Source organism: Allobosea sp. FG18 (genome assembly GCF_057809495.1).
Window position 1 is genome coordinate 438,166 of the sequence record NZ_JBMDKB010000001.1, and the last position, 21,398, is coordinate 459,563.

20 protein-coding genes and 1 riboswitch are annotated in these 21,398 nt (G+C 66.9%); of the genes, 8 read left to right on the plus strand and 12 right to left on the minus strand.

What is annotated here, in order from left to right; genetic code table 11:
* Window positions 1-239: 239 nt before the first annotated feature.
* On the plus strand, window positions 240-860 hold the full coding sequence (locus ACODTJ_RS02105; protein ID WP_454657908.1) for a YqgE/AlgH family protein: 621 nt from the start codon (window positions 240-242) through the stop codon (window positions 858-860).
* Window positions 861-1,045: 185 nt separating this feature from the next.
* Here ACODTJ_RS02105 and ACODTJ_RS02110 read toward each other — a convergent pair whose 3' ends face one another.
* The 12 genes from ACODTJ_RS02110 to coxB all read right to left on the minus strand — a co-directional run bounded on the left by ACODTJ_RS02110 (window position 1,046) and on the right by coxB (window position 14,108).
* Window positions 1,046-3,943, minus strand: coding sequence for an EAL domain-containing protein (locus ACODTJ_RS02110; RefSeq protein ID WP_454659032.1), 2,898 nt, complete (start codon window positions 3,941-3,943; stop codon window positions 1,046-1,048).
* 116 nt (window positions 3,944-4,059) lie between these two features.
* Window positions 4,060-4,659: a GNAT family N-acetyltransferase gene (locus tag ACODTJ_RS02115; RefSeq protein ID WP_454657907.1), complete on the minus strand. Its 600-nt coding sequence runs from the start codon at window positions 4,657-4,659 to the stop codon at window positions 4,060-4,062.
* Window positions 4,660-4,665: 6 nt separating this feature from the next.
* Window positions 4,666-5,973 (minus strand): M16 family metallopeptidase, encoded by a 1,308-nt coding sequence (locus ACODTJ_RS02120; protein WP_454659031.1) that lies wholly within the window; start codon window positions 5,971-5,973, stop codon window positions 4,666-4,668.
* A gap of 29 nt (window positions 5,974-6,002) precedes the next feature.
* On the minus strand, window positions 6,003-7,418 hold the full coding sequence (gene thrC / locus ACODTJ_RS02125; protein WP_454657906.1) for a threonine synthase: 1,416 nt from the start codon (window positions 7,416-7,418) through the stop codon (window positions 6,003-6,005).
* 70 nt (window positions 7,419-7,488) lie between these two features.
* The gene (locus tag ACODTJ_RS02130) at window positions 7,489-8,256 is read right to left on the minus strand and encodes an SURF1 family protein (RefSeq protein WP_454657905.1); all 768 of its coding nucleotides are present in this window, start codon (window positions 8,254-8,256) and stop codon (window positions 7,489-7,491) included.
* Window positions 8,253-8,627: a DUF983 domain-containing protein gene (locus tag ACODTJ_RS02135; protein WP_454657904.1), complete on the minus strand. Its 375-nt coding sequence runs from the start codon at window positions 8,625-8,627 to the stop codon at window positions 8,253-8,255. Before ACODTJ_RS02135 ends, ACODTJ_RS02130 begins: the two co-directional genes overlap by 4 nt.
* Window positions 8,628-8,705: 78 nt before the next feature.
* The gene (locus ACODTJ_RS02140) at window positions 8,706-9,566 is read right to left on the minus strand and encodes a cytochrome c oxidase subunit 3 (RefSeq protein ID WP_454657903.1); all 861 of its coding nucleotides are present in this window, start codon (window positions 9,564-9,566) and stop codon (window positions 8,706-8,708) included.
* A 54-nt stretch (window positions 9,567-9,620) separates the two neighbouring features.
* Complete coding sequence (locus ACODTJ_RS02145; protein ID WP_454657902.1) at window positions 9,621-10,232, minus strand: cytochrome c oxidase assembly protein; 612 nt, start codon at window positions 10,230-10,232, stop codon at window positions 9,621-9,623.
* Window positions 10,232-10,405 carry a hypothetical protein gene (locus ACODTJ_RS02150; RefSeq protein WP_454657901.1) on the minus strand — a complete coding sequence of 58 codons (174 nt, stop codon included), beginning with the start codon at window positions 10,403-10,405 and terminating at the stop codon, window positions 10,232-10,234. Before ACODTJ_RS02150 ends, ACODTJ_RS02145 begins: the two co-directional genes overlap by 1 nt.
* A complete protein-coding gene (locus ACODTJ_RS02155; protein ID WP_454657900.1) occupies window positions 10,402-11,346 on the minus strand; it encodes a heme o synthase in 945 nt (314 codons plus the stop codon). The genes ACODTJ_RS02150 and ACODTJ_RS02155 overlap by 4 nt, the downstream gene beginning before the upstream one ends.
* Before the next feature lie 241 nt (window positions 11,347-11,587).
* Window positions 11,588-13,210, minus strand: coding sequence for a cytochrome c oxidase subunit I (gene ctaD / locus ACODTJ_RS02160; RefSeq protein WP_454657899.1), 1,623 nt, complete (start codon window positions 13,208-13,210; stop codon window positions 11,588-11,590).
* Between the two features lie 19 nt (window positions 13,211-13,229).
* Window positions 13,230-14,108, minus strand: a complete 879-nt coding sequence (gene coxB, locus ACODTJ_RS02165; protein WP_454657898.1) for a cytochrome c oxidase subunit II — start codon at window positions 14,106-14,108, stop codon at window positions 13,230-13,232.
* Between the two features lie 336 nt (window positions 14,109-14,444).
* On the opposite strand from coxB, the gene ACODTJ_RS02170 reads away from it, so the two are divergent.
* The 7 genes from ACODTJ_RS02170 to ACODTJ_RS02200 form a co-directional block, all read left to right on the plus strand.
* Window positions 14,445-14,963, plus strand: a complete 519-nt coding sequence (locus ACODTJ_RS02170) for an invasion associated locus B family protein (RefSeq protein ID WP_377846293.1) — start codon at window positions 14,445-14,447, stop codon at window positions 14,961-14,963.
* Window positions 14,960-15,559, plus strand: a complete 600-nt coding sequence (locus tag ACODTJ_RS02175; protein WP_454657897.1) for a hypothetical protein — start codon at window positions 14,960-14,962, stop codon at window positions 15,557-15,559. Before ACODTJ_RS02170 ends, ACODTJ_RS02175 begins: the two co-directional genes overlap by 4 nt.
* Window positions 15,560-15,635: 76 nt before the next feature.
* Window positions 15,636-15,726, plus strand: a riboswitch (glycine riboswitch).
* Window positions 15,727-15,888: 162 nt separating this feature from the next.
* Entirely contained in the window at window positions 15,889-17,043 is a 1,155-nt protein-coding gene (gcvT, locus tag ACODTJ_RS02180; protein WP_454657896.1) for a glycine cleavage system aminomethyltransferase GcvT, read from the plus strand.
* A 35-nt stretch (window positions 17,044-17,078) separates the two neighbouring features.
* The gene (gene gcvH / locus ACODTJ_RS02185; protein ID WP_454657895.1) at window positions 17,079-17,453 is read left to right on the plus strand and encodes a glycine cleavage system protein GcvH; all 375 of its coding nucleotides are present in this window, start codon (window positions 17,079-17,081) and stop codon (window positions 17,451-17,453) included.
* A 161-nt stretch (window positions 17,454-17,614) separates the two neighbouring features.
* Entirely contained in the window at window positions 17,615-18,955 is a 1,341-nt protein-coding gene (gene gcvPA / locus ACODTJ_RS02190) for an aminomethyl-transferring glycine dehydrogenase subunit GcvPA (protein WP_454657894.1), read from the plus strand.
* Window positions 18,955-20,526, plus strand: a complete 1,572-nt coding sequence (gene gcvPB, locus ACODTJ_RS02195; RefSeq protein ID WP_454657893.1) for an aminomethyl-transferring glycine dehydrogenase subunit GcvPB — start codon at window positions 18,955-18,957, stop codon at window positions 20,524-20,526. Before gcvPA ends, gcvPB begins: the two co-directional genes overlap by 1 nt.
* A 125-nt stretch (window positions 20,527-20,651) precedes the next feature.
* The coding region (locus ACODTJ_RS02200) for a peptidoglycan-binding protein (RefSeq protein WP_488847507.1) at window positions 20,652-21,398 on the plus strand (747 nt) is incomplete at its 3' end.

Below are 21,398 nucleotides of genomic sequence, written 5' to 3' on the forward strand. Positions count from 1 at the left end.
GATTGCGAGCCTGAAAAGCGAACAAAACCTGTCTTCCTCGGCCGGTCGGCGCCTGAACGATCTCGCGGTAACGTCGCGCAAGAATGGGGCGCAATCGCGATAGCGGCGGCATTGTCCGACGTTGCCCCTCCGGCGCACGCGAACGTGATCCGAAATGCTGGCGGGATTGCGGCCCGGGCTTGGGTCTGCGGGAGAGGGGCCAAGCCAAGTCTTGCCGATACGGCCCGACAGCATCTAGCATGGACCTCATGAAGATCGGCTCACAATCGCGCGTCGGCGGCCGCAGCTATCTCGATGGGCAATGCCTGATCGCGATGCCCGGCATGGCCGATTCACGTTTCAGCCGCAGCGTTGTCTATGTCTGCGCCCATTCCGAGGACGGGGCGATGGGCATCATCGTCAACAAGCCGGCGGGCGATACGAAATTCCCGGAGCTGCTCGTCCAGCTCGACGTGATTCCCTCCGAGGAGGTGATCCGTTTGCCGAGCCGGGCCGAGCGCATGCAGGTGCTGCGCGGCGGGCCGGTCGAAACCAAGCGCGGCTTCGTTCTGCATACCGCCGACTTCTTCCTGGAGTCGGCGACCCTGCCGATCGACGAGGGCATCTGCCTGACCGCGACGCTGGATATCCTGCGTGCCATCGCCACTGGCGAGGGACCGGAGAGCGCGGTGCTGGCGCTGGGTTATGCGGGCTGGGCTGCGGGGCAACTGGAGGCCGAGATCCAGTCGAACGGCTGGCTGCACTGCGCCGCCGATCCCGAGCTGCTCTTCGACGAAAGCGTCGAGACCAAGTACAATCGGGCACTGCACAAGATCGGCATCGACCCGGCATTTCTCTCGCGCGAGGCCGGGCACGCCTGAGGGCGCTCCCCTTGTCATTCCGGGGCTTTGCGCAGCGAAGAACCCGGAACCCACGACCGGGTGAGCCGCCGGCAACCACGGATCAAATGTCTCTCCCCGCCGTGGGTTCCGGGTTCGCGCTTGCAGCGCGCCCCGGAATGACAAGGGTGGCGCCTGGAACCTCTGCGGTCAGGTATCGATAGGCCTCAAGCCGCCTCGGTCGCCGCCGCCGCCGCGCCCATCAGGCGCCGGGCTTCCGCCGCCGTCATCGGCTGGCCGAAGATGTAGCCCTGCGCATATTGGCAGCCGAGCTGGTAGAGCTCGATGGCGTCCGACTCGCTCTCCGCACCCTCGGCGACGACATCCATGTGGAGGTCGGCGGCGAGCTGCACGATCGAGCGCAGGATCACCGGCGGGCGGCCATTGCCCATCTGGCGCACGAAGCTCTGGTCGATCTTGATCGTGTCGAAGGGGAAGCGCTGCAGATAGGACAGCGAGGAATAGCCCGTCCCGAAATCGTCGAGCGAGAGGCCGGCGCCGAGATCGCGGATACGCTGCAGCATCTGCGCCGCATATTCCGGGTTCTCCATGACGAGGCTCTCGGTGATCTCGAGCTTGAGCGTTCCCGGCAGCACGCGGCGGCGGCCGAGCACGGTCTTCACGTCATGCAGCAGGTCGTGGCGCAGCAATTGCCGGCTGGAGACGTTGACGCTGGCGAAGATCGGCGGATCGACTTCGAGCGCCGCCTGCCAGGCTTCCAGCTCGCGCGCGGTCTTGTCCATGACGTAGACGCCGAGATCGACGATCAGCCCGGTTTCCTCGGCGATGGCGAGGAAATCCTGCGGCATCAGCCGGCCTTCGCGCGGATGGTCCCAGCGCACCAGCGCCTCGAAGCCGGCGATGGTGCGGTCCTCAAGCCGGACGATCGGCTGGTACATGACCTGGATTTCGTTGCGTTCGATTGCCCGGCGCAGGTCGCTTTCCAGTGCGAGCCGGTCGTTGCGGTCGGTCCGCATCGCCGGCACGAAGACCTCGATCTTGTTGCCGCCCTGGCGCTTGGCATGGGCCATGGCGAGCTCGGCATTCTTCAGCGCGTCTTCCTTGCGCGAGGCCGGGGCCGGGTCGAACAGGGCGAGCCCGATCGAGGGCGTCAGCACGATCTCGCGCTCGGCATAGGTGATCGGGGTCGAGACGGCGCGGCGCACCAGTTCAGCCAAAGCCAGGATGCGCTCGGGATCACGCTCGGAGACGAGGATCATCGCGAAGGTGTCGCCGCCGATGCGGGCGAGCGTGTCCTGTGCCCGGAGCAAACGGCCGAGCCGGCGCGCCAGCGTCAGCAGGATCGAATCGCCGGCCGAGAAGCCGACGGACTCGTTGACCTGCTTGAAGCGGTCGACATCGATGACGAGCACGGTCGGGCGGATATTGTCGTCGGCACGGGTGAAGCCGAAGATCGCCCCCAGCCGGTCCTGGAACAGCTTCCGGTTGGGCAGGCCGGTCAGGTTGTCATGGACGGCGTCGTGGAGCAGGCGCTCCTGCGCGGTGCGCTGCTCGGTGACATCGGCCAGCGTGCCGATGACGCGGATAACCTCGCCGTCGGAGCCGATGACGGGCCGCGCCTTCACGTTGATCCAGTGATAGGCGCCGTTCGCGGAACGCAGGCGCAGGTCGAGATTGAGCTTGCCGCGGCGCTGCTCCAGCACGGCGTCGAGCGTGACGCGGTAGCGGTCGCGATCGGCGACATGCATGTGCTCCAGCCAGCGCGCGGCCGAGCCTTCGAGCGCGCCCTTGGGCAGGCCGAGCAGCGTCTCGATCTGCGGGGAGACGAAGATCTTGTCGGAGCTGACATCCCAGTCGAAGACGAGATCGCCCGAGCCGGAGAGCGCGAGCGCCCGGCGCTCCGTATCCGAAACCAGCCCCTGCGAGATCGCGCCGCCGGCAAAGGCGTGCTGGATCACGGTAAAGCCGATCAGCAGCACGATCAGGACGAGGCCGCCCAACAAGGCAGGCGCAACCAAGTCGCGCTGGAACTGCCCGGTCACGGTGAAGCTCGCGGCGGTCACCCAGACGGCGAGCAGGAACCAGGTCGGGATCAGCATCACCGCGCGCTCGTAGCCATGCGTCGCCAGATGCACGACCAGGATGAAGCCGATCGCCGCGACGGCCGCGATCGAGATGCGCGCGATGCCGGATGCCATCGGCGCATCGAAGACAGCAAGCCCGATCAGGCCGGCGAGACCCAGGATCCAGAGCAGCGTGACGTGGCCGTAGCGCACATGCCAGCGTGACAGGTTGAGATAGGCGAAGAGGAAGACGAGCAGCGTCGCCGCCAGCACGACCTCGGCACCGGCGCGATAGATTCGCTCGATCGCAGGCGTCAGAGGGAACAGGCGCTGGAAGAAGCCGAAATCGAGGCCCGCATAGGCCAGCACCGCCCAGGCCAGCGCTGCGGCGGCCGGGAAGATGACCGCGCCCTTGACCACGAAGATGATGGTCAGGAACAGCGCCAGCAGGCCCGCGATGCCGATGATGATGCCCTTGTAGAGCGTCAGGCCGTTGGTCTTCTGCCGGTAGGCCTCGGCTTCGTAGAGATAGAGCTGCGGCAGGTTCGGCGATTTCAGCTCGGCGACGAAGGTGACCGTCGTGCCGGGGTCGAGCGTGATCAGGAAGACGTCGGCATCGGGGCTGGGCTCGCGATCGGGCGAGAGGCCCTGGCTCGCCGTCACCGCCTCGATTCGCTTGTCGCCGAGATCGGGCCAGATCACGCCGGAGCCGATCAGCCGGTGGAATGGCGCGACCAGCAGGCGGTCGATCTGCTCGTCGGAATCGTTGGTGAGCGCGAAGACGATCCAGTCGGGGCGCGCGCCGGCTTCGCGGGCCTTGACGGCGATACGCCTGACGATGCCGTCCGGTCCCGGCGCGGTCGAGATCTGGATGACGTCGCCGTCGGATTTGTTGCGCTCGACGACATTGGTCAGATCGATCACGGGGGCGTCGACGGGAACGCGGACCGCCTCGACGGCCTGGGCCGGCAGGGCCGCGGCGCAGAACCACAAGACAAGGCCGGCCAGGGCGAGGCCGGCCCGGAAGATGCGCTCGGAAATGGACAAGCTGTGCTCGGCTATCAGGCGGGAAGCGATCGTTCGAAGTTTAACGAAAAGCCCTATCGGCCGCTCATGGCAAGGGCAAGGCGGAGCGGGGCTGTGGTCAACCGCCGCAGTCACGGTCTGCTTCCAGGCAAGGTGTCGGTGGAGAGCACGGCATAGAGCAGGTGGTCGGCCCAGTTGCCGTTGATCTTGAGGTAGGCTCGCGCCAGTCCCTCGTGCTGGAAGCCGACACGCTCCAGCAGGCGCCGCGACGGCTCGTTACTGGGCAGGCAGGCGGCCTCGACGCGATGCAATGCGAGGTCGGAGAAGGCGAAGCGCACGGCGCCACGCACCGCTTCCGTCATATGCCCCTTGCCGGCATGGCGCCGGCCCATCCAGTAGCCGAGCGTGCACGCCTGCGCGACGCCGCGCCGGATCAGCCCGAGCGTCAGCCCGCCGATCAGGGTTTCCGTGCCGGTCTCGAAGATGAAGAGCGAATAGGCCTCGTCGGTCGAAATCTCGCGGGCGGCGCGCTTGGCACGCAGGCGGAACGAGGCGCGGGTGAGGTCGTCCTCGTTCCAGGTCGGCTCCCAGGGCGTGAGGAATTCGCGGCTTTCCATGCGCAACAGCGCCCAGGCCGCGTGGTCGCTGGCCTGGGGCGCGCGCAGATAGAGATTCGGCGTCCGGATCAGCGGGCGGCTCGGCAGCTCGCTCGGGAAACGGAAGAGCGCCATCGCCGGTCAGTCCGCCGCCCGGGCCGCATGACGCAGGCGCTTGGCCGGCGGCAGGCCATGGGTCGGGCCCACCGCCGCGATCGTCGGCTGGTGCCCCAGCAGGGAGCGGCCGGCGGCGCGCACGTCGTCCAGCGTGACCGCATCGAGCCGGGCCGCGAGCTCCTCGCGCGGGATCGCCCGGCCGAAGAGCAGCACCTGCCGCGCCATCTGCTCAAGCTTGCCGCCGGGGCTCTCGAGCGAGGCCAGCAAGCCGACCTTCATCTGGGCGCGGGCGCGGGCGACTTCCGCCTCGCTGACGTCTTCCGCCGCCTGGCGCAGGCAACCGAGCGCGACCTCGATCAGTTCGCCCGCATCCTCAGGGGCCGTGCCGGCCCCGATGCCGAAGACGCCGCAATCGGAGAAGGGCCAGTGGAAGGCATCGATCGCGTAGGCCAGGCCGCGCTGCTCTCGCACCTCCTGGAACAGGCGCGACGACAGGCCGCCGCCGAGCACCGAGGCGAAGATCTGCAGCGCGTAATGCGCGCCGCCCTTGAACGGCAGGCCGGGCAGGCCGAGCACGAGATGGATCTGCTCCTCGTCGCTGCCGATGCGGGCCTCGCCGCCGCGATATTCGCCGGCTTCGCGCGGAACCGGCTTGGCGGGAGCAGCCGACAGCTTCGAAAGATGTTCCTTCGCCAGCGCGACCAGCTCGTCATGGTCGACCGCGCCGGAGGCCGCGAGCACCATGTTGCCGGCATGGTAGTTGCGGGCGAGATAGGCGCGGATCGCGTCGGGCGTGAAGCTCTTCACCGTCTTGGCGGTGCCGAGGATCGGCCGGCCGATCGGCTGGTCCGGGAAGGCCGCCTGCAGGAAGCGGTCATAGACGAGGTCGTCGGGCGTATCCTGGACCGCCGAGATCTCCTGCAGGATCACGCCCTTCTCGCGTTTCAATTCCTCCTCGGTCAGCGACGGCGAGGTGATGATGTCGGCGAGGATATCGACGGCGAGGCCGAGGTCCGAGCCGAGCACGCGGGCGGTGTAGCAGGTATATTCGACGGAGGTCGCGGCGTTGAGGTCGCCGCCGACGCTCTCGATCTCCTCGGCGATCTCCAGCGCGCTGCGCCGCGCCGTGCCCTTGAACGCCATATGCTCGAGCAGATGGGCGAGCCCGTGCTCATTCGCCAGCTCGTCGCGCGACCCAGCCCCGATCCAGATGCCGAGCGAGACGGTTGCGGCATGGTCCATGCGCTGCGAGACGATGCGCAGGCCAGACGGCAGCGTGGTCAGGGCGACATCGGGATCGTGAGGCCCGTCCGGCCGCGCGGGCGCGGCCAGCTCGTGCTCGTCCACCGGAGCGGTCGCGCTCACGCTGCCGCCCCGCGCACGGCCCGCGCGTGCTCGCGCACGAAGGTCTCGATCTTGCCGAGGTCGTTCGGCAGCAGCGTCACACGCTCCTTGCGCTCCATCAGGTCGGCGAGATGGGCCGGAAGCGCCGGCTCGATCCCGCTCGCGGCCTTCACCGCGGCCGGGAACTTGGCCGGATGGGCCGTGCCGAGCACGATCATCGGCGTCGCGGGATCGCGCTTCAGTGCCTGCCGCGCCGCGCCGACGCCGATGGCGGTATGCGGATCGAGCAGGTAGTCGGCCTCGGTCCAGCTCTTCCTGATCTCGGCCGCGATCTGATCTTCGCTCTGCGCGGCGGCGTCGAACTCGCTGCGGATGCGCTGGAGCGGCCCGGGCGCGATCTCGAAGCGGCCGGATTGCTGCAGCGATTGCATCAGGCGGCGCACGGCAGCACCGTCACGGCCATGCGCTTCGAACAGCAGGCGCTCGAAATTCGAGGAGATCTGGATGTCCATCGAGGGCGAGGTCGTCGCCGCGACGCCGCGCATCTCATAGGCGCCGGTTTCGAGCGTGCGCGCCAGGATATCGTTGCTGTTGGTCGCGATGCCCAGCCGCTCGATCGGCAGGCCCATCTGCTTGGCGACCCAGCCGGCGAGAATGTCGCCGAAATTGCCGGTCGGGACCGTGAACGAGACCTTCCGGCCCGGCCCGCCGAGCGAGACGGCGGCGGTGAAGTAATAGACCACCTGCGCCGCGATGCGCGCCCAGTTGATCGAGTTCACGCCCGAGAGCCCGATCTCGTCGCGGAAGGCGTGATGGTTGAACATCGCCTTCACGAGGTTCTGGCAATCGTCGAAGGTGCCTTCGACCGCAATGGCATGGACGTTGTCGGCATCGACCGTGGTCATCTGCCGACGCTGCACGTCGGAGACGCGGCCTTGCGGGTAGAGGATGAAGACGTCGACGCTCTTCAGGCCCTTGAAGGCGTCGATGGCAGCGCCACCCGTGTCGCCCGAGGTTGCGCCGACGATGGTCGCGCGCTGGCCGCGCTGGCCGAGGACATGGTCCATCAGGCGGCCGAGCAATTGCATCGCCACGTCCTTGAAGGCGAGCGTCGGGCCGTGGAACAGCTCCAGCACGAAGAGATTGTCGCCGATCTGCGTCAGCGGGCAGACGGCCGGGTGGCGGAAGCCGGCATAGGCCTGGTGGATCATGTCCGAGAGCGCGCCGCTCTCGATATCGCCGTCGGCGAGCGCGCCGAGCACGCGCTCGGCGACCGCGGTGTAGGGCTTTCCGGCGAAGCCGGCGATCTCCGCGGCGGAGAGTTTAGGCCAGCTCTGCGGCAGATAGAGCCCGCCGTCGCGGGCAAGCCCGGTCAGGAGCGCATCGGAAAAGCTCAGCGCCGGGGCTTCACCCCGGGTGGAAACATGCAGCACGATCTTGGCCTCGGTGATCTCAGCCTGATGCTATAGGCCGGTCCGGCGCTTTGGGCAAAACCGTTGGCGCTCAGCCTGCCGCCGTGCCCTTCCGCGTTTGCCAGACCCAGGCCGCGAAGACCCCGAGCAGCGTCAGCGCCAGCCCGAACCAGGTCAGCGCATATTGCAGGTGGTTGTCGGGTATGCGGGCGATCAACTCGCGCACATCGACCCCGGCTGGCGGCGTCATGCCGTCGCCCTCGCGGGCGGCCTCCAGATAGAAGGGCGCGGGCGGCTGGCCGAGCGCGGCCGCGATCGCGGCCGGATCGCGCGTGTAGAATTCGCGGATCGCCGGCAGATCCTGCGGGGTGAAGCTGTTGCGGGCTTCGGGCGCCCGCAGGAAGCCCTTGATCGTGTCAGGGCCGCTCGCCGGGCCGATCTGGCCGAGCCGGCCTTCCGGCACGAAGCCGCGATTGACCAGGATGATACCGCCATCCTCGAGCTTGAAGGCCTGGAAGATCCAGCGCCCGAAGCCGGAAAGTTGCCGGCTGCCGGGTGGGCCGGCGGCGATCGTGGTGCGCACGCCGGCGATCCGGTCGTCGACATAGCTGCCCCTGGCGACGACATGGGTCAGGTCGAGCGCGGCGGCATCGAGCTTGGCCCAGTCGGCCTTGGGCGGCATCGGCGCAGGGGTCCCGGCGGCCTGTTCCTTGAGGCGGTCGATATAAGCGTGCTTCTCGGTCATGCGCTCGAGCTGCCAGGCACCGAGCGTGCACAGGACCAGCGTGCCGACGATGGTCAGCAGCGTCGGCAGCAGCAATCCGGGTTTGCGGGGAGCAGGGGACGACACGGCGGTCACGATTCGCGCCTGCCTTCCTCGGCCTTGTGGGCATATTGCAGGGCGACGGCGAGGCCCTTCATCGGCCTGAGCAGGCCGAGGCAGAGGATGACGGCCAGTGGCAGCCACAGCAGCATGTGCAGCCAGATCGGCGGCTCATAGGCGATTTCGACATAGAGCGCCGCGCCGAGCACGACAAAGCCGGCGATCAGCATGATGAACACGGCGGGGCCGTCGGCCGAATCGGCGAACTTGTAGTCGAGCCCGCAGGCATTGCAGCGCGGCTTGAGCTTGAGGAAACCGTCGAACAGCGCGCCCTCGCCACAGCGTGGACAGCGGCCTGCCAGACCCGTCGAGTAAGGGGAGGGAAGTTTGGGTTCAGGACCGGCCATTGCAGCCTCCGAAACAGGAAAGGCGGCCTCGCGGCCGCCTTTCAGACGTTGACCGCGAGAGCGCGGTAAGCGGTAGCGTCAGTGTCCGGCGGCAGGCGCGCCCGCGCCCCAGACATAGATCGCGGCGAACAGGAACAGCCAGACCACGTCGACGAAGTGCCAGTACCAGGCGGCGAACTCGAAGCCGAGATGCTGGTCCGGCTTGAAGTGGCCGAGATAGGCCCGATACAGGCAGATCGCCAGGAAGATCGTGCCGATGATGACGTGGAAGCCGTGGAAGCCCGTCGCCATGAAGAAGGTGGAGCCGTAGATGTTGCCTTTGAAGGCGAACGTGGCGTGCGAATACTCGTAGCCCTGGCAGATCGTGAACAGCACGCCGAGGATGACGGTCAGCCACAGCGCCTGCTTCAGGCCGGCGCGATCGTTGTTGATCAGGGCGTAATGCGCCCAGGTCACGGTCGTGCCCGAGGTCAGCAGGATCAGCGTGTTGAGCAGCGGCAGGTGCCAGGGATCGAAGGTCTCGATGCCCTTCGGCGGCCAATGCCCGCCGGTGAAATCGTAGCGGAGATAGTTGATCTGCTCGCCGGAGAACAGGCTCGCGTCGAAATAGGCCCAGAACCAGGCGACGAAGAACATCACCTCGGAGGCGATGAACATGATCATGCCGTAGCGGTGATGGATCTGGACGACGCGGGTGTGGTGACCCTCGCGCTCGGCCTCGCGCACCACGTCCATCCACCAGGCGAGCATGGTGTAGAGCACGCCGAGCAGGCCGGCGCCGAAGACCAGCGGGCCGAGATGCATGCCGCCGACCGGCATCGCCTTCATCCACATCACCGCGCCGATCGCCATGATCGTCGCGCTGGCGGCGCCGACGAGCGGCCACGGGCTCGGATCGACGAGGTGGTAGTCGTGGTGCTTCGTATGGGCCCCGGCCATCGTATTCAGTCTCCGCGTACGGCTTTTTGTCCGCGCTTGTGGTCTAGCGTGGTTCTACAGTTTCGGATTGCCCGCGTCACCCTTGACGGGGCCGGCCTTGTCCTCCGCGACGGGCTGGCCCGACTTGGAGGCGAAATAGGTGTAGGACAGCGTGATGGCGTGCACCCCGTCGAGCTCGCGATTCCCAGCGATTTCGGGGTCGATATAGAACACCACCGGCGCTTCGAAGCTCTCGCCGGGCTTCAGCGTGTGCTCCGTGAAGCAGAAGCACTGGATCTTGACGAAATAGGCGGCGCCCTTCTCGGGCGCGACATTGTAGGTCGCGATGCCCGTGACGGTGCGGTCCGACCGATTCGTCATCTTGTAGAACACGGTCTGTGTCTCGCCGACCCTGACCTTGATCTCCGGGCTTTCCGCCTCGAATTTCCAGCCCAGGCCCGGCGCGACATTGGCGTCGAAACGCACGGCCATCGTCCGGTCGAGAATCTTGCCGGCGCCGGCCGTGCCGATCATCGGCGTGCCGCCGAAGCCGGTGACCTTGCAGAACAGGTCATAGAGCGGCACCGCCGCGAAGGACGCGCCGAGCATGCCGAAGGCGACGCCGAGGCAGACCAGCGCGGTGCGCGCCGGATTGCCCTTGCGCTGCTGGGGAGCGGGCGCCGTCATCACAGCGGCCGGTTCAGGATCGCGGGGCCGGTCTTCACCAGCGTCACGACGAAGAAGAAGACCACGAGCCCGCCGAGCACGAGCGCCAACGCGATCGAGCGGCGGCGGCGGCGTGCCATGTCCTCGGGCGAGAACGGGGCGGGCGCAGGCGGACGGGGCTGTTGCTCGCTCATCCGATCACCTTCGGCAGGGCCCACATCAGCCCGAAACCGTTCTCGACGATCAGCACGGCGAACAGCAGGAAGAGATAGAGGATCGAGAAGCCGAACAGCGACCAGCAGGCCTTGGTCGCGGCCGGGCCTTCGGTCCGCAGCCAGACCTGGACCGACAGCGCGATCATGACGAGGCCGGTCGAGACCGAGACCGCGAGATAGAGCAGGCCGCCGAAGCCCATCAGCGCCGGCAGGACGGCGACCGGGGCCATGATCAGGGAATAGAGCACGATCTGCCGGCGGGTCGCGGCCGGGCCGGCGACATTCGGCATCATCGGGATGCCGGCGCGCGCGTAGTCGCCGGACTTCACCAGCGCCAGCGCCCAGAAATGCGGCGGCGTCCACAGGAAGATGATCGCGAACAGAACAATGGAATGCCAGCCGAAACTGCCGGTCATGACGGCCTCGCCGATCATCGGCGGGAAGGCGCCGGCGGCGCCGCCGATCACGATGTTCTGCGGCGTCCAGCGCTTCAGCCACATCGAATAGACGACGGCGTAGAAGAAGATGGTGAAGGCGAGCATCGCCGCGGCCAGCGCATTGGCGACGAGGCCGAGCACCAGCACCGAGCCGATCGACAGCGTCAGTCCGAAGGCCAGCGCCTCCGCGGGCAGGATCCGGCCCGACGGGATCGGCCGCTTGGCGGTGCGGCTCATCAGCGCGTCGATATCGGCGTCGTACCACATGTTGAGGCAGCCCGACGCGCCGGCGCCGACCGCGATCGCCAGCAGGGCGGCGATGGCGAGGACGGGATGCACCGAGCCCGGCGCGGTGGCCATGCCGGTCAGTGCCGTCACGATGACCAGCGACATCACGCGCGGCTTCAGCAGCGCGAAGAAATCGCGCGCCTCGCCGGTGGAGGCTGTCAGGCCATCGGTGCGGGTTTCGAACGCAGCAGACATCAGTCGAATCGTCTTCGTACTCTTGTGAACGGCGCCCGCGGGCGCAGGGTCTACGCGGCGGTGTTTGCCGCCCGTCTCCGGAACGCCCCTCGGGGCGCTCGGGGGAAGGGCGGCGGCGGGCCGGTGAGGCCCGCCGCCTCGAGCATCTGACCGAAAAGTGGATCCCACTTTTCGGAAAAATCGGATGCTCCAGCAATCGGCGAGATCATCGCGCGTCCATCGACGCGCGATGATCGAAATCTCAGTGGTCCGAGCCGGTGATGCGCGGCAGCGTCTCGAACTGGTGGAACGGCGGCGGCGAGGACAGGGTCCACTCCAGCGTCGTGGCACCTTCGCCCCACGGATTGTCGCCGGCGAGCTGCTTCTTCGTGAAGGCGACGATGACGCCGTAGAAGAAGATCAGCAGGCCGAAGGCGAAGATGTAGGAGCCGATCGACGACCAGAAGTGCCAGCCAGCGAAGGCGTCGGGATAGTCGACATAGTGACGCGGCATGCCGGCCAGGCCGAGGAAGTGCTGCGGGAAGAACAGCAGGTTCGCGCCGACGAAGGCGACCCAGAAATGCAGCGTGCCGATCCAGTCCGGGATCACGTAGCCGCTCATCTTCGGGAACCAGTAGTAGAAGCCCGCGAAGATGCCGAACACGGCGCCGAGCGACAGCACGTAGTGGAAATGGGCCACGACGTAGTAGGTCGCATGCAGCGAGCGGTCGACGCCGGCATTGGCCAGCACCACGCCGGTGACGCCGCCGACGGTGAACAGGAAGATGAAGCCCATCGCCCAGACCATCGGCGCGGTGAAGCGGATCGAGCCGCCCCACATCGTCGCGATCCACGAGAAGATCTTGATGCCGGTCGGCACCGCGATGACCATCGTCGCGAACACGAAATAGCGCTGCGTGTTGAGCGACAGGCCGGCGGTGTACATGTGGTGCGCCCACACGATGAAGCCGACGACGCCGATCGCGACCATGGCGTAGGCCATGCCGAGATAGCCGAAGATCGGCTTCTTCGAGAAGGTCGAGATGATGTGGCTGACGATGCCGAAGGCCGGCAGGATCATGATGTACACTTCGGGGTGACCGAAGAACCAGAACAGGTGCTGGTACAGGATCGGATCACCGCCGCCGGCCGGATCATAGAAGGTCGTGCCGAAATTGCGGTCCGTCAGCAGCATGGTGATCGCGCCGGCGAGAACCGGGAGCGAGAGCAGCAGCAGGAAGGCGGTGACCAGCACGCCCCAGGCGAACAGCGGCATGCGGTGCATGGTCATGCCCGGCGCGCGCATGTTCAGGATCGTGGTGATGAAGTTGATCGCGCCGAGGATCGAGGCGGCACCGGCCAGGTGCAGCGACAGGATGCCGAAATCGACCGACGGGCCGGGGTGGCCGGATGTCGAGAACGGCGGATAGACCGTCCAGCCCGTGCCGACGCCCTTCGCACCCGGAGCACCCTCGACGAACATCGAGATGATCATCAGGATGAAGGCGGCGACCGTCAGCCAGAACGAGATGTTGTTCATGCGCGGGAAGGCCATGTCCGGCGCGCCGATCATCAGCGGCACGAACCAGTTGCCGAAGCCGCCGATGACGGCGGGCATGACCATGAAGAAGATCATGATCAGGCCGTGGCCGGTGACGAAGACGTTGTAGCTCTGGCCGTTGGCGAAGATCTGCAGGCCGGGCTGCTGCAGCTCGATACGCATCATGATCGAGAGGAAGCCGCCGACGAGCCCTGCCATGATCGAGAAGATCAGGTAGAGCGTGCCGATGTCCTTGTGGTTGGTCGACAGGAGCCAACGGCGCCATCCGGTCGGATTGGCGTGATGGGCCTCGTCATGGCCGTGGGCGTGAGCCGCTGTTGCCATTGTTCTTCTCCTCGGCGACTTACTTGGACGCGGCAGCGAACTTGCTGCCCGCGTCTTCGGCATTGGCGAATTTCTGCTTCGCTTCCGCGAGCCAGGCGGCGTAGCGCTCCTGGCTGACGACGCGGACGGCGATCGGCATGTAGGCGTGGTCCTGGCCGCAGATGAACGAACACTGGCCGTAATAGATGCCTTCGCGCTCGGCCTTGAACCAGGTCTCGTTCAGGCGGCCGGGAATGGCGTCGATCTTGATGCCGAAGGACGGGACCGTGAATTTGTGGATGACGTCGGAGGCGGTCACCTGGACGCGGACGGTCTTGCCGACCGGGACGACGGCCTCGTTGTCGACGGCGAGCAGGCGCGGCGCTTCGGCGGCCTTGATCTTGTTGCTGGCGATCGCCTTGGCGCGATCCTCTTCGTTCAGCATCAGCGAATCGAAGGTGAAGCCGCCGTTCTCCTTCGGATACTCGTAGGTCCAGCGCCACTGGTTGCCGGTGACCTTCAGGGTCATGTCGGCCTGCGGCACCTCGAGCTGCAGCTTGAGCAGGCGGAAGGACGGGATCGCGATCACGACGAGGATGAGGACCGGGATGACGGTCCAGCACACTTCGAGCAGGGCGTTATGCGTGGTCTTGGACGGGACCGGGTTCGCCTTCTCGTTGAAGCGGAAGACGACATAGATCATCAGCGCCAGCACGAAGAGCGTGACGATGGTGATGATGATGTTCAGCCAGTCATGGAACCAGTGGATGAACTCGGCGACGGGCGTCGCCGCCCCCTGCAGGTTCAGCTGCCAGGGGGAGGGCATGCCGGTGCCGGCGAGGGCCGGGACAGTCGCCAACGCGGCGACGGCAAGGGCCGTGGCGGCCGCTGTTGCAAAGGTCCTGCTCAGAAATCGCATCGATCCGACATGCTCCTCAATCGACTTGCATGGGAGCCGACCGGCTTGGCCCCACGCATGAAGGGGCGACCGCGAAGTCGCCTCATTCTTCGAGATTGCGATAAATCAAAGATCGCGCTTGCGCCAGTGGCACAATGAAGACTGCCCCCAATGACCGTGCGGCATAATCACGCGAGGCCTTGACGCGCGCGCCGAGCCGCCATGCCGCCTTGACAGGACCCACCCTGCATGGTCCGAACGCGTTTTATGTTGAGAGGCGGCGGGATTCTCTGGCGCGGTCGGCGTTTTGCCTGAATTCTGCGCTTCTGCTGCGGCTTCAAGTCCGGTTTGGAAGGGATGGCAGGGATGATGAGGATCATCGGAGCGCTCGGCGCCCTGGCGCTGGCGCTCATGGGGACGAGCCTCGCCGCCGGCTCCGCTTTCGCGCAGGGCGCGGTGCGCTCCACACATGGCGACTGGCAGATGCGCTGCGAGGTGCCGCCGGGCGCCAAGGCGGAACAATGCGCGCTCGTCCAGAACGTCGCAGCCGAGGATCGTCCCAATCTGACGCTCCTCGTCATCGTATTGAAGACGGCGGACCAGAAGAGCCGGCTCCTGCGCGTCGTCGCCCCGCTCGGCGTGCTGCTGCCCTCCGGCCTCGGGCTCAAGATCGACGACAAGGATATCGGCCGCGCCGGCTTCGTGCGCTGCCTGACCACCGGTTGCGTGGCGGAGGTCGTCATGGACGACGCCCTGCTCGGCCAGCTCAAGGGCGGCAAGAGCGCGACTTTCATCGTATTCCAGACGCCGGAAGAGGGGGTGGGCGTGCCCGTCTCCCTCAATGGCTTCGGCCCGGGCGTGGAGGCGCTGCCGTGATCGATCAAACTCTTCGTCAGGGCCGCTGGCTCGCTTTGCCGCTGTTGTGCCTTGGCCTTGCCGGCTGCGGATCGGGCTCGTCCTCGTCCGCGGGCAACACCGCGCTCAACGTCTTCATGTTCCAGTCCACGACGCCTCCGCCGGCGGATCAGCTGCCGAAGGACAGCGAGGAGGATCCTCTGATCTGCCCCGACGTCATCATCTCCGATGGCGGCGCTGCGATCCGTGCCCAATCCGGGCAGGATTCGAGCGGTCTGCGCTACCAGGTCTCGATCACCAACGTCGCGCGCCAGTGCACGCCGACCGGCAACGGCACCTTCCGCCTCAAGGTCGGCGTCGAGGGCAGGGTGCTGCTCGGCCCGGCCGGCAGTCCCGGCAGCTATGGCGGGACGCTGACGACCACGGTGATGCGCGGGACCAGCACCATCGGCAAGCGCAGCGCGCGCGTCGGTGCCACGATTCCCTCCGGCCAGAGCGGCGCCGATTTCACCCATGTCGAGGAAGGCATCATGGTGCCGGCCGGCAAGGGCGACATCGAGATCTTCGTCGGCCTGGGCGGCGGCGGGCCTGCCGCGCCGGCGCGCCGGCGTCGCTGACAAAACTGCTTTGCCGTGAAAGACGACGGCGCGCCGATTGACTCAGTCGGCGCGTCTTGTATCTGTGCCCAAGCCGCATATCCCCGCGGGAGAGACCGGGCTTCGAGCCCGGCGCCGAAGGCGCAACCGCCCCGGAAACGCTCAGGCAAAAGGGCCGCTGGGGATTTGGCGCTCTGGAAAGCGGCGGGCAGCGATGCCCGCCCACCGACGGGTGTAACTTGTCCGATCCTTTGGGTCGGGCGGGGAAATCTCTCAGGTGCCGAGACAGAGGGGGCGCGTTCCGGACACTATCGTCCGGGGCTTGCGCTTGACTCTGGGAGGGGCATGCCATGGCTGCCGAGGCCAATACCGATACCGCTGGCGCGAGCGCGCCGCTGAAGACCCCGCTGCACGCGCGCCATGTTGCGCTGGGCGCCCGCATGGTGCCCTTCGCCGGCTACGACATGCCGGTGCAGTACCCGATGGGCATCCTGACCGAACATAACTGGACGCGCGAGAAGGCCGGGCTCTTCGACGTCTCGCATATGGGCCAGTGCTTCCTGATCGGTCCCGATCACGAGACCACGGCGAAGGCGTTGGAAGCGCTGATCCCCGCCGATATCGTCAACCTCGCCCCCGGCAAGCAGCGCTATTCGCAGCTCCTCAACGAGGAGGGCGGTATCCTCGACGACCTGATGGTGACGCGCTCGATCGATCCCGATGAGGACGGTGCGCTCTATGTCGTCGTCAACGCCGCCTGCAAGGATGCCGACTACGCCCATATCGAGGCGCGCCTGCCGGCCAATGTGAAGCTGGTCAAGGCCGAGCATCGCGGCCTGATCGCGCTGCAAGGTCCGGGCGCGGCGGCCGCACTTGCCGCGATCGCGCCTGAAGCCGCCGAGATGGGCTTCATGACCTCGCGCACCATGAAGGTCGCCGGCATCAAGGCCAATGTCAGCCGCTCCGGCTATACCGGCGAGGATGGCTACGAGATCTCGGCTGCCGCCGACAGGATCGGCGAGATCTGGGACACGCTGCTGCTCGACGGCAACGTCAAGCCGATCGGCCTCGGCGCCCGCGATTCGCTGCGCCTCGAAGCGGGCCTGTGCCTCTATGGCCATGACATCGACACCACGACCTCGCCGATCGAGGCTGCGCTCAACTGGTCGATCCAGAAGCGCCGCCGCGAGGAGGGCGGTTTCCCCGGCGCCGCGCGCGTCCAGCGCGAACTCGCCGAGGGCGTCTCGCGCATCCGCGTCGGCCTCAAGCCGGAAGGCCGCGCTCCGGCCCGCGAGGGCACCGAGATCGCGACGCCCGAGGGCGAGGTGATCGGCGTCGTGACCTCCGGCGGCTTCGGCCCGACGCTCAATGGCCCCTGCGCCATGGGCTACGTCGCCAAGGCCCATTCCGCGCCGGGCACGCAGCTCAACCTGATCGTGCGCGGCAAGCCGTTGCCGGCCGTCGTGGCGACGATGCCCTTCGTGCCGAACGGCTACAAGCGCTGAACCCTTTTCCAGACAACCGACGCCAGGAGGAAACCATGGCCGAGACCCGTTACAGCAAGGACCACGAATATATCCGCATCGAGGGTGACGTCGGCACCGTCGGCATCTCCGACTACGCCCAGTCGCAGCTTGGCGACGTCGTCTTCGTCGAGCTGCCGACCGTCGGCAAGGCGCTGACCAAGGGCGGCGAAGCCGCCGTGGTCGAGAGCGTCAAGGCCGCGTCCGAGGTCTACGCCCCGGTTTCCGGCGAGGTCGTCGCGGTCAATGGCGAGCTCGAAGCGGCGCCCGGCACCGTCAACGAGGATCCGGCCGGCAAGGGCTGGTTCCTGAAGATCAAGATCAAGGACGCCGGCGAGCTCGACGCTCTGATGAACGAGGCCGAGTACCAGGACTACGTGAAGTCGCTCTGACCGGGTGTCATCCCGCACGCGCCGCGGCACGGAAGTGCTGCTGCGCTGATGCGGGATTGCCCTCAGGACAAGGCGCCTTCTCGTCGCACGGTCCCGTGTCTGCGCAGCGGCATTCCATGCCGCGGCGCGCACGGGATGACACCCCGAAACGGAATCACCCCATGCGCTATCTCCCGCTCACCGATACCGACCGCGAGGACATGCTCGCGCGGATCGGCGTCTCCGATGTCGACGCGCTGTTCAGCGACGTGCCGGCCGGCAAGCTGCTGAAGGCCCCGGTCGACCTGCCCCGCGCCAAGGGCGAGCTCGAGGTCGAGCGCATCCTCGGCAAGATGGCCGGCAAGAACACCGCCGCCTCCGCCGTTCCCTTCTTCGTCGGCGCCGGCGCCTATAAGCACCACGTCCCGGCGACGGTGGATCACCTGATCCAGCGCTCGGAATTCCTGACCAGCTACACGCCCTACCAGCCCGAGATCGCGCAGGGCACGCTGCAATATCTCTTCGAGTTCCAGACCCAGGTCGCCGCGCTGACCGGCATGGAGGTCGCCAACGCCTCGATGTATGACGGCTCGACCGGCACCGGCGAAGCCGTGCTGATGGCGCATCGCGTCACCAAGCGCCGCAAGGCGGTGCTCTCCGGCGGCCTGCATCCGCATTACACCGCGGTCGTCGAGACGCTCTCCGAGATGGCCAATGACGAGGTCGTGGCGCTGAAGCCCGACGTCGCGGCCAATGAGGACATCCTCTCCCAGATCGACGACAGCGTCTCCTGCGTCGTCGTCCAGTCGCCGGACGTGTTCGGCAACCTGCGCGATCTCAAGCCGATCGCCGAGAAGGCCCATGCCCATGGCGCGCTGCTGATCGCGGTCTTCACCGAGGTCGTCTCGCTCGGTGCCGTCGTGCCGCCGGGCGCCCAGGACGCCGATATCGTCGTCGGCGAGGGCCAGTCGATCGGCAATGCGCTGAACTTCGGCGGCCCCTATGTCGGCCTCTTCGCCGCCAAGTCGAAATATATCCGCCAGATGCCGGGCCGGCTCTGCGGCGAGACGGTCGATTCGACCGGCCAGCGCGGCTTCGTGCTGACGCTCTCGACCCGCGAGCAGCATATCCGCCGCGACAAGGCGACCTCGAACATCTGCACCAATTCGGGCCTCTGCGTGCTGGCCTTCACCATCCACATGACGCTGCTCGGCCAGACCGGTCTCGCGCGTCTCGCCGAGGTGAACCATGCCAATGCCGTGAAGCTCGCCGACCTGTTGGCCGGCGTCGAAGGCGTGACCGTGCTCAACGACAGCTTCTTCAACGAGTTCACCGTGAAGCTGAAGAAGCCCGCCGCCGAGGTCGTCGAGGTTCTTGCCGCCAAGGGCATCCTGGCCGGCGTTCCCGTCTCGCGCCTCCTGCCCAAGGCCGGGCTCGACGACCTGCTGATCATCGCCTCGACCGAGGTGAATACCGATGAAGACCGGGCGGCCCTCGTGGCGGCGCTCGTGGAGGTGCTGTGATGTTGAACCGTCAGGGACGTCCCACCCAGGCCGGCGAGGCCGCTCATGCCGAGCACGCGACCTTCACCGGCAACAAGGCTCTCCAGCAGGTCGAGCCGCTGATCTTCGAGATCGGCCATCACGAGGCGACCGGCGTCGATATCGACAAGCCGGCGCCGTTCAAGTCGCGCCTCGGCAAGCATGCCCGCCAGGGCGAGATCGGCCTGCCCGGTCTCTCCGAGCCCGAGACGATGCGCCACTTCGTGCGCCTCAGCCAGAAGAACTACGGTATCGATACCGGGCTCTTCCCGCTCGGCTCCTGCACGATGAAGCATAATGCCCGCCTCAACGAGAAGGTGGCGCGTCTGCCGGGCTTCTCCGATGTGCATCCGCTCCAGCCGACCTCGACCGTGCACGGCGCGCTCGACCTGATGCTCGAGCTCGCCCGCTACCTGATGACGCTGACCGGCATGCCGGCCGTCGCGCTGTCGCCGAAGGCCGGTGCCCATGGCGAGGCCTGCGGCATGATGGCGATCAAGGCTGCGATCGCCGCCAAGGGCGAGGGCGCGACCCGTAATGTCGTGCTCGTGCCCGAATCGGCCCACGGCACCAATCCGGCGACGGCGGCCCTGATCGGCTTCTCGGTGAAGGCGGTTCCGGCCCGTCCGGACGGCACCGTCGCGGTCGAGGACGTCAAGGCCCTGCTCGGGCCGGACATCGCCGCGATCATGCTGACCAACCCGAACACCTGCGGCATCTTCGAGCCTCAGATCGTCGAGATCGCCGCGGCGATGCATGAGGCCGGCGCCTATTTCTACTGCGACGGCGCAAATTTCAACGCCATCGTCGGCAAGGCCCGTCCGGGCGATCTCGGCGTCGACGCCATGCACATCAACCTGCACAAGACCTTCTCGACGCCGCATGGCGGCGGTGGTCCCGGTGCCGGCCCGGTCGTGCTCTCCGAGCGTCTGGCGCCCTTCGCGCCGGTGCCTTTCATCCATGTCGAGAACGGCAAGCCGCATCTGATCGAGTCGCGCGGCGAAGCCCCAGTGGGCAACCAGCCCTTCGGCCGCATGACCGCCTTCCACGGCCAGATGGGCATGTATGTCCGCGCGCTCGCCTACATGCTCAGCCACGGCTCGGACGGCATGCGCCAGGCTTCCGAGGATGCGGTGCTCAACGCGAACTACATCCGCGCCGGTCTCGCCGACCTGATGTCGCTGCCCTTCCCGGATCATCCGTCGATGCACGAGGTGCTGTTCGACGACGAGTGGCTGAAGGGCTCGGGCGTCTCGACGCTCGATTTCGCCAAGGCGATGATCGACGAGGGCTACCACCCGATGACGGTCTATTTCCCGCTCGTCGTCCATGGCGCCATGCTGATCGAGCCGACCGAGTCGGAATCGAAGGCGGCGCTCGACCTCTTCATCGCGACGCTGCGCGACCTCGCCATCGCGGCCAAGGGCAATGACAAGGAGCGCTTCACCAGCGCCCCGCATCACGCCCCGATCCGTCGCCTCGACGAGACCCGCGCGGCCCGGTCGCCGGTCCTGAAATGGGAAAAGCCGGCTCCCGCCAAGGCCGCCGAGTAAGGCGGTTCCCACCATGCTGACGGCATTCGTCAGCATGGTGAAGGACATCAGCAGCTTCTTAAGCATTCCTTGACCATGTCGCGGAATGATCCCCCGGTGCCGCTCTGTGCGGCCCGGGGGTTTTCATGTCTGCGCGTCCCTCCATCCTCGCTGTTGCGGCTGCTGCTCTGCTGGCCTCAACCGCACTCGTGCGTGCCAATGAGCCGAGCTACGGCCCGAACACCTATGACCGCACGCTCGAGGCGCTGATCGCCCACGAGGACGTCGCCAATCGTGGCGGCTGGCCCAAGGTGCCGGCCGGCGCCACGGCCCTGAAGCCGGATTCGCAAGGTGCCGATGTCGTCGCGTTGAAGCAGCGTCTGCTCGCCAGCGGCGATCTCGCGCCCGAGGCCGTGGCCGGCGACGTCTACGATGCCAATGTGACCGAGGCGGTGAAGCGCTTCCAGCGCCGCCATGGCCTGTCAGATCTCGGCACGGTCGGGCGCCTGACCCTCAAGGCGATGAACACGCCGGTCGAATCGCGCCTCAACCAGCTCACCGCGACGCTGGAGCGCCTGAAGGGCAACGGCTTCAACTTCGCCAGTCGCTATGTCGTGGTGAACATCCCCGGCGCCAGCGTCGAGGCGGTCGAGAACGGCACGGTCGCGCAGCGCCATCTCGCCATCGTCGGCCGGCCGGACCGGCCCTCGCCGGTGATCCAGGCCAACATCTCCTCGGTCAACCTGAACCCGTATTGGACGGTGCCGATGTCGATCGTGAAGGCCGACATCATCCCGCATATGCGCAAGGATCCGACATTCATCGCGAAGTCGAACATTGCGGATTCCGACGTGAAGCCGGCCGGCATTCCGATCAATATCCGGCCACCGTTC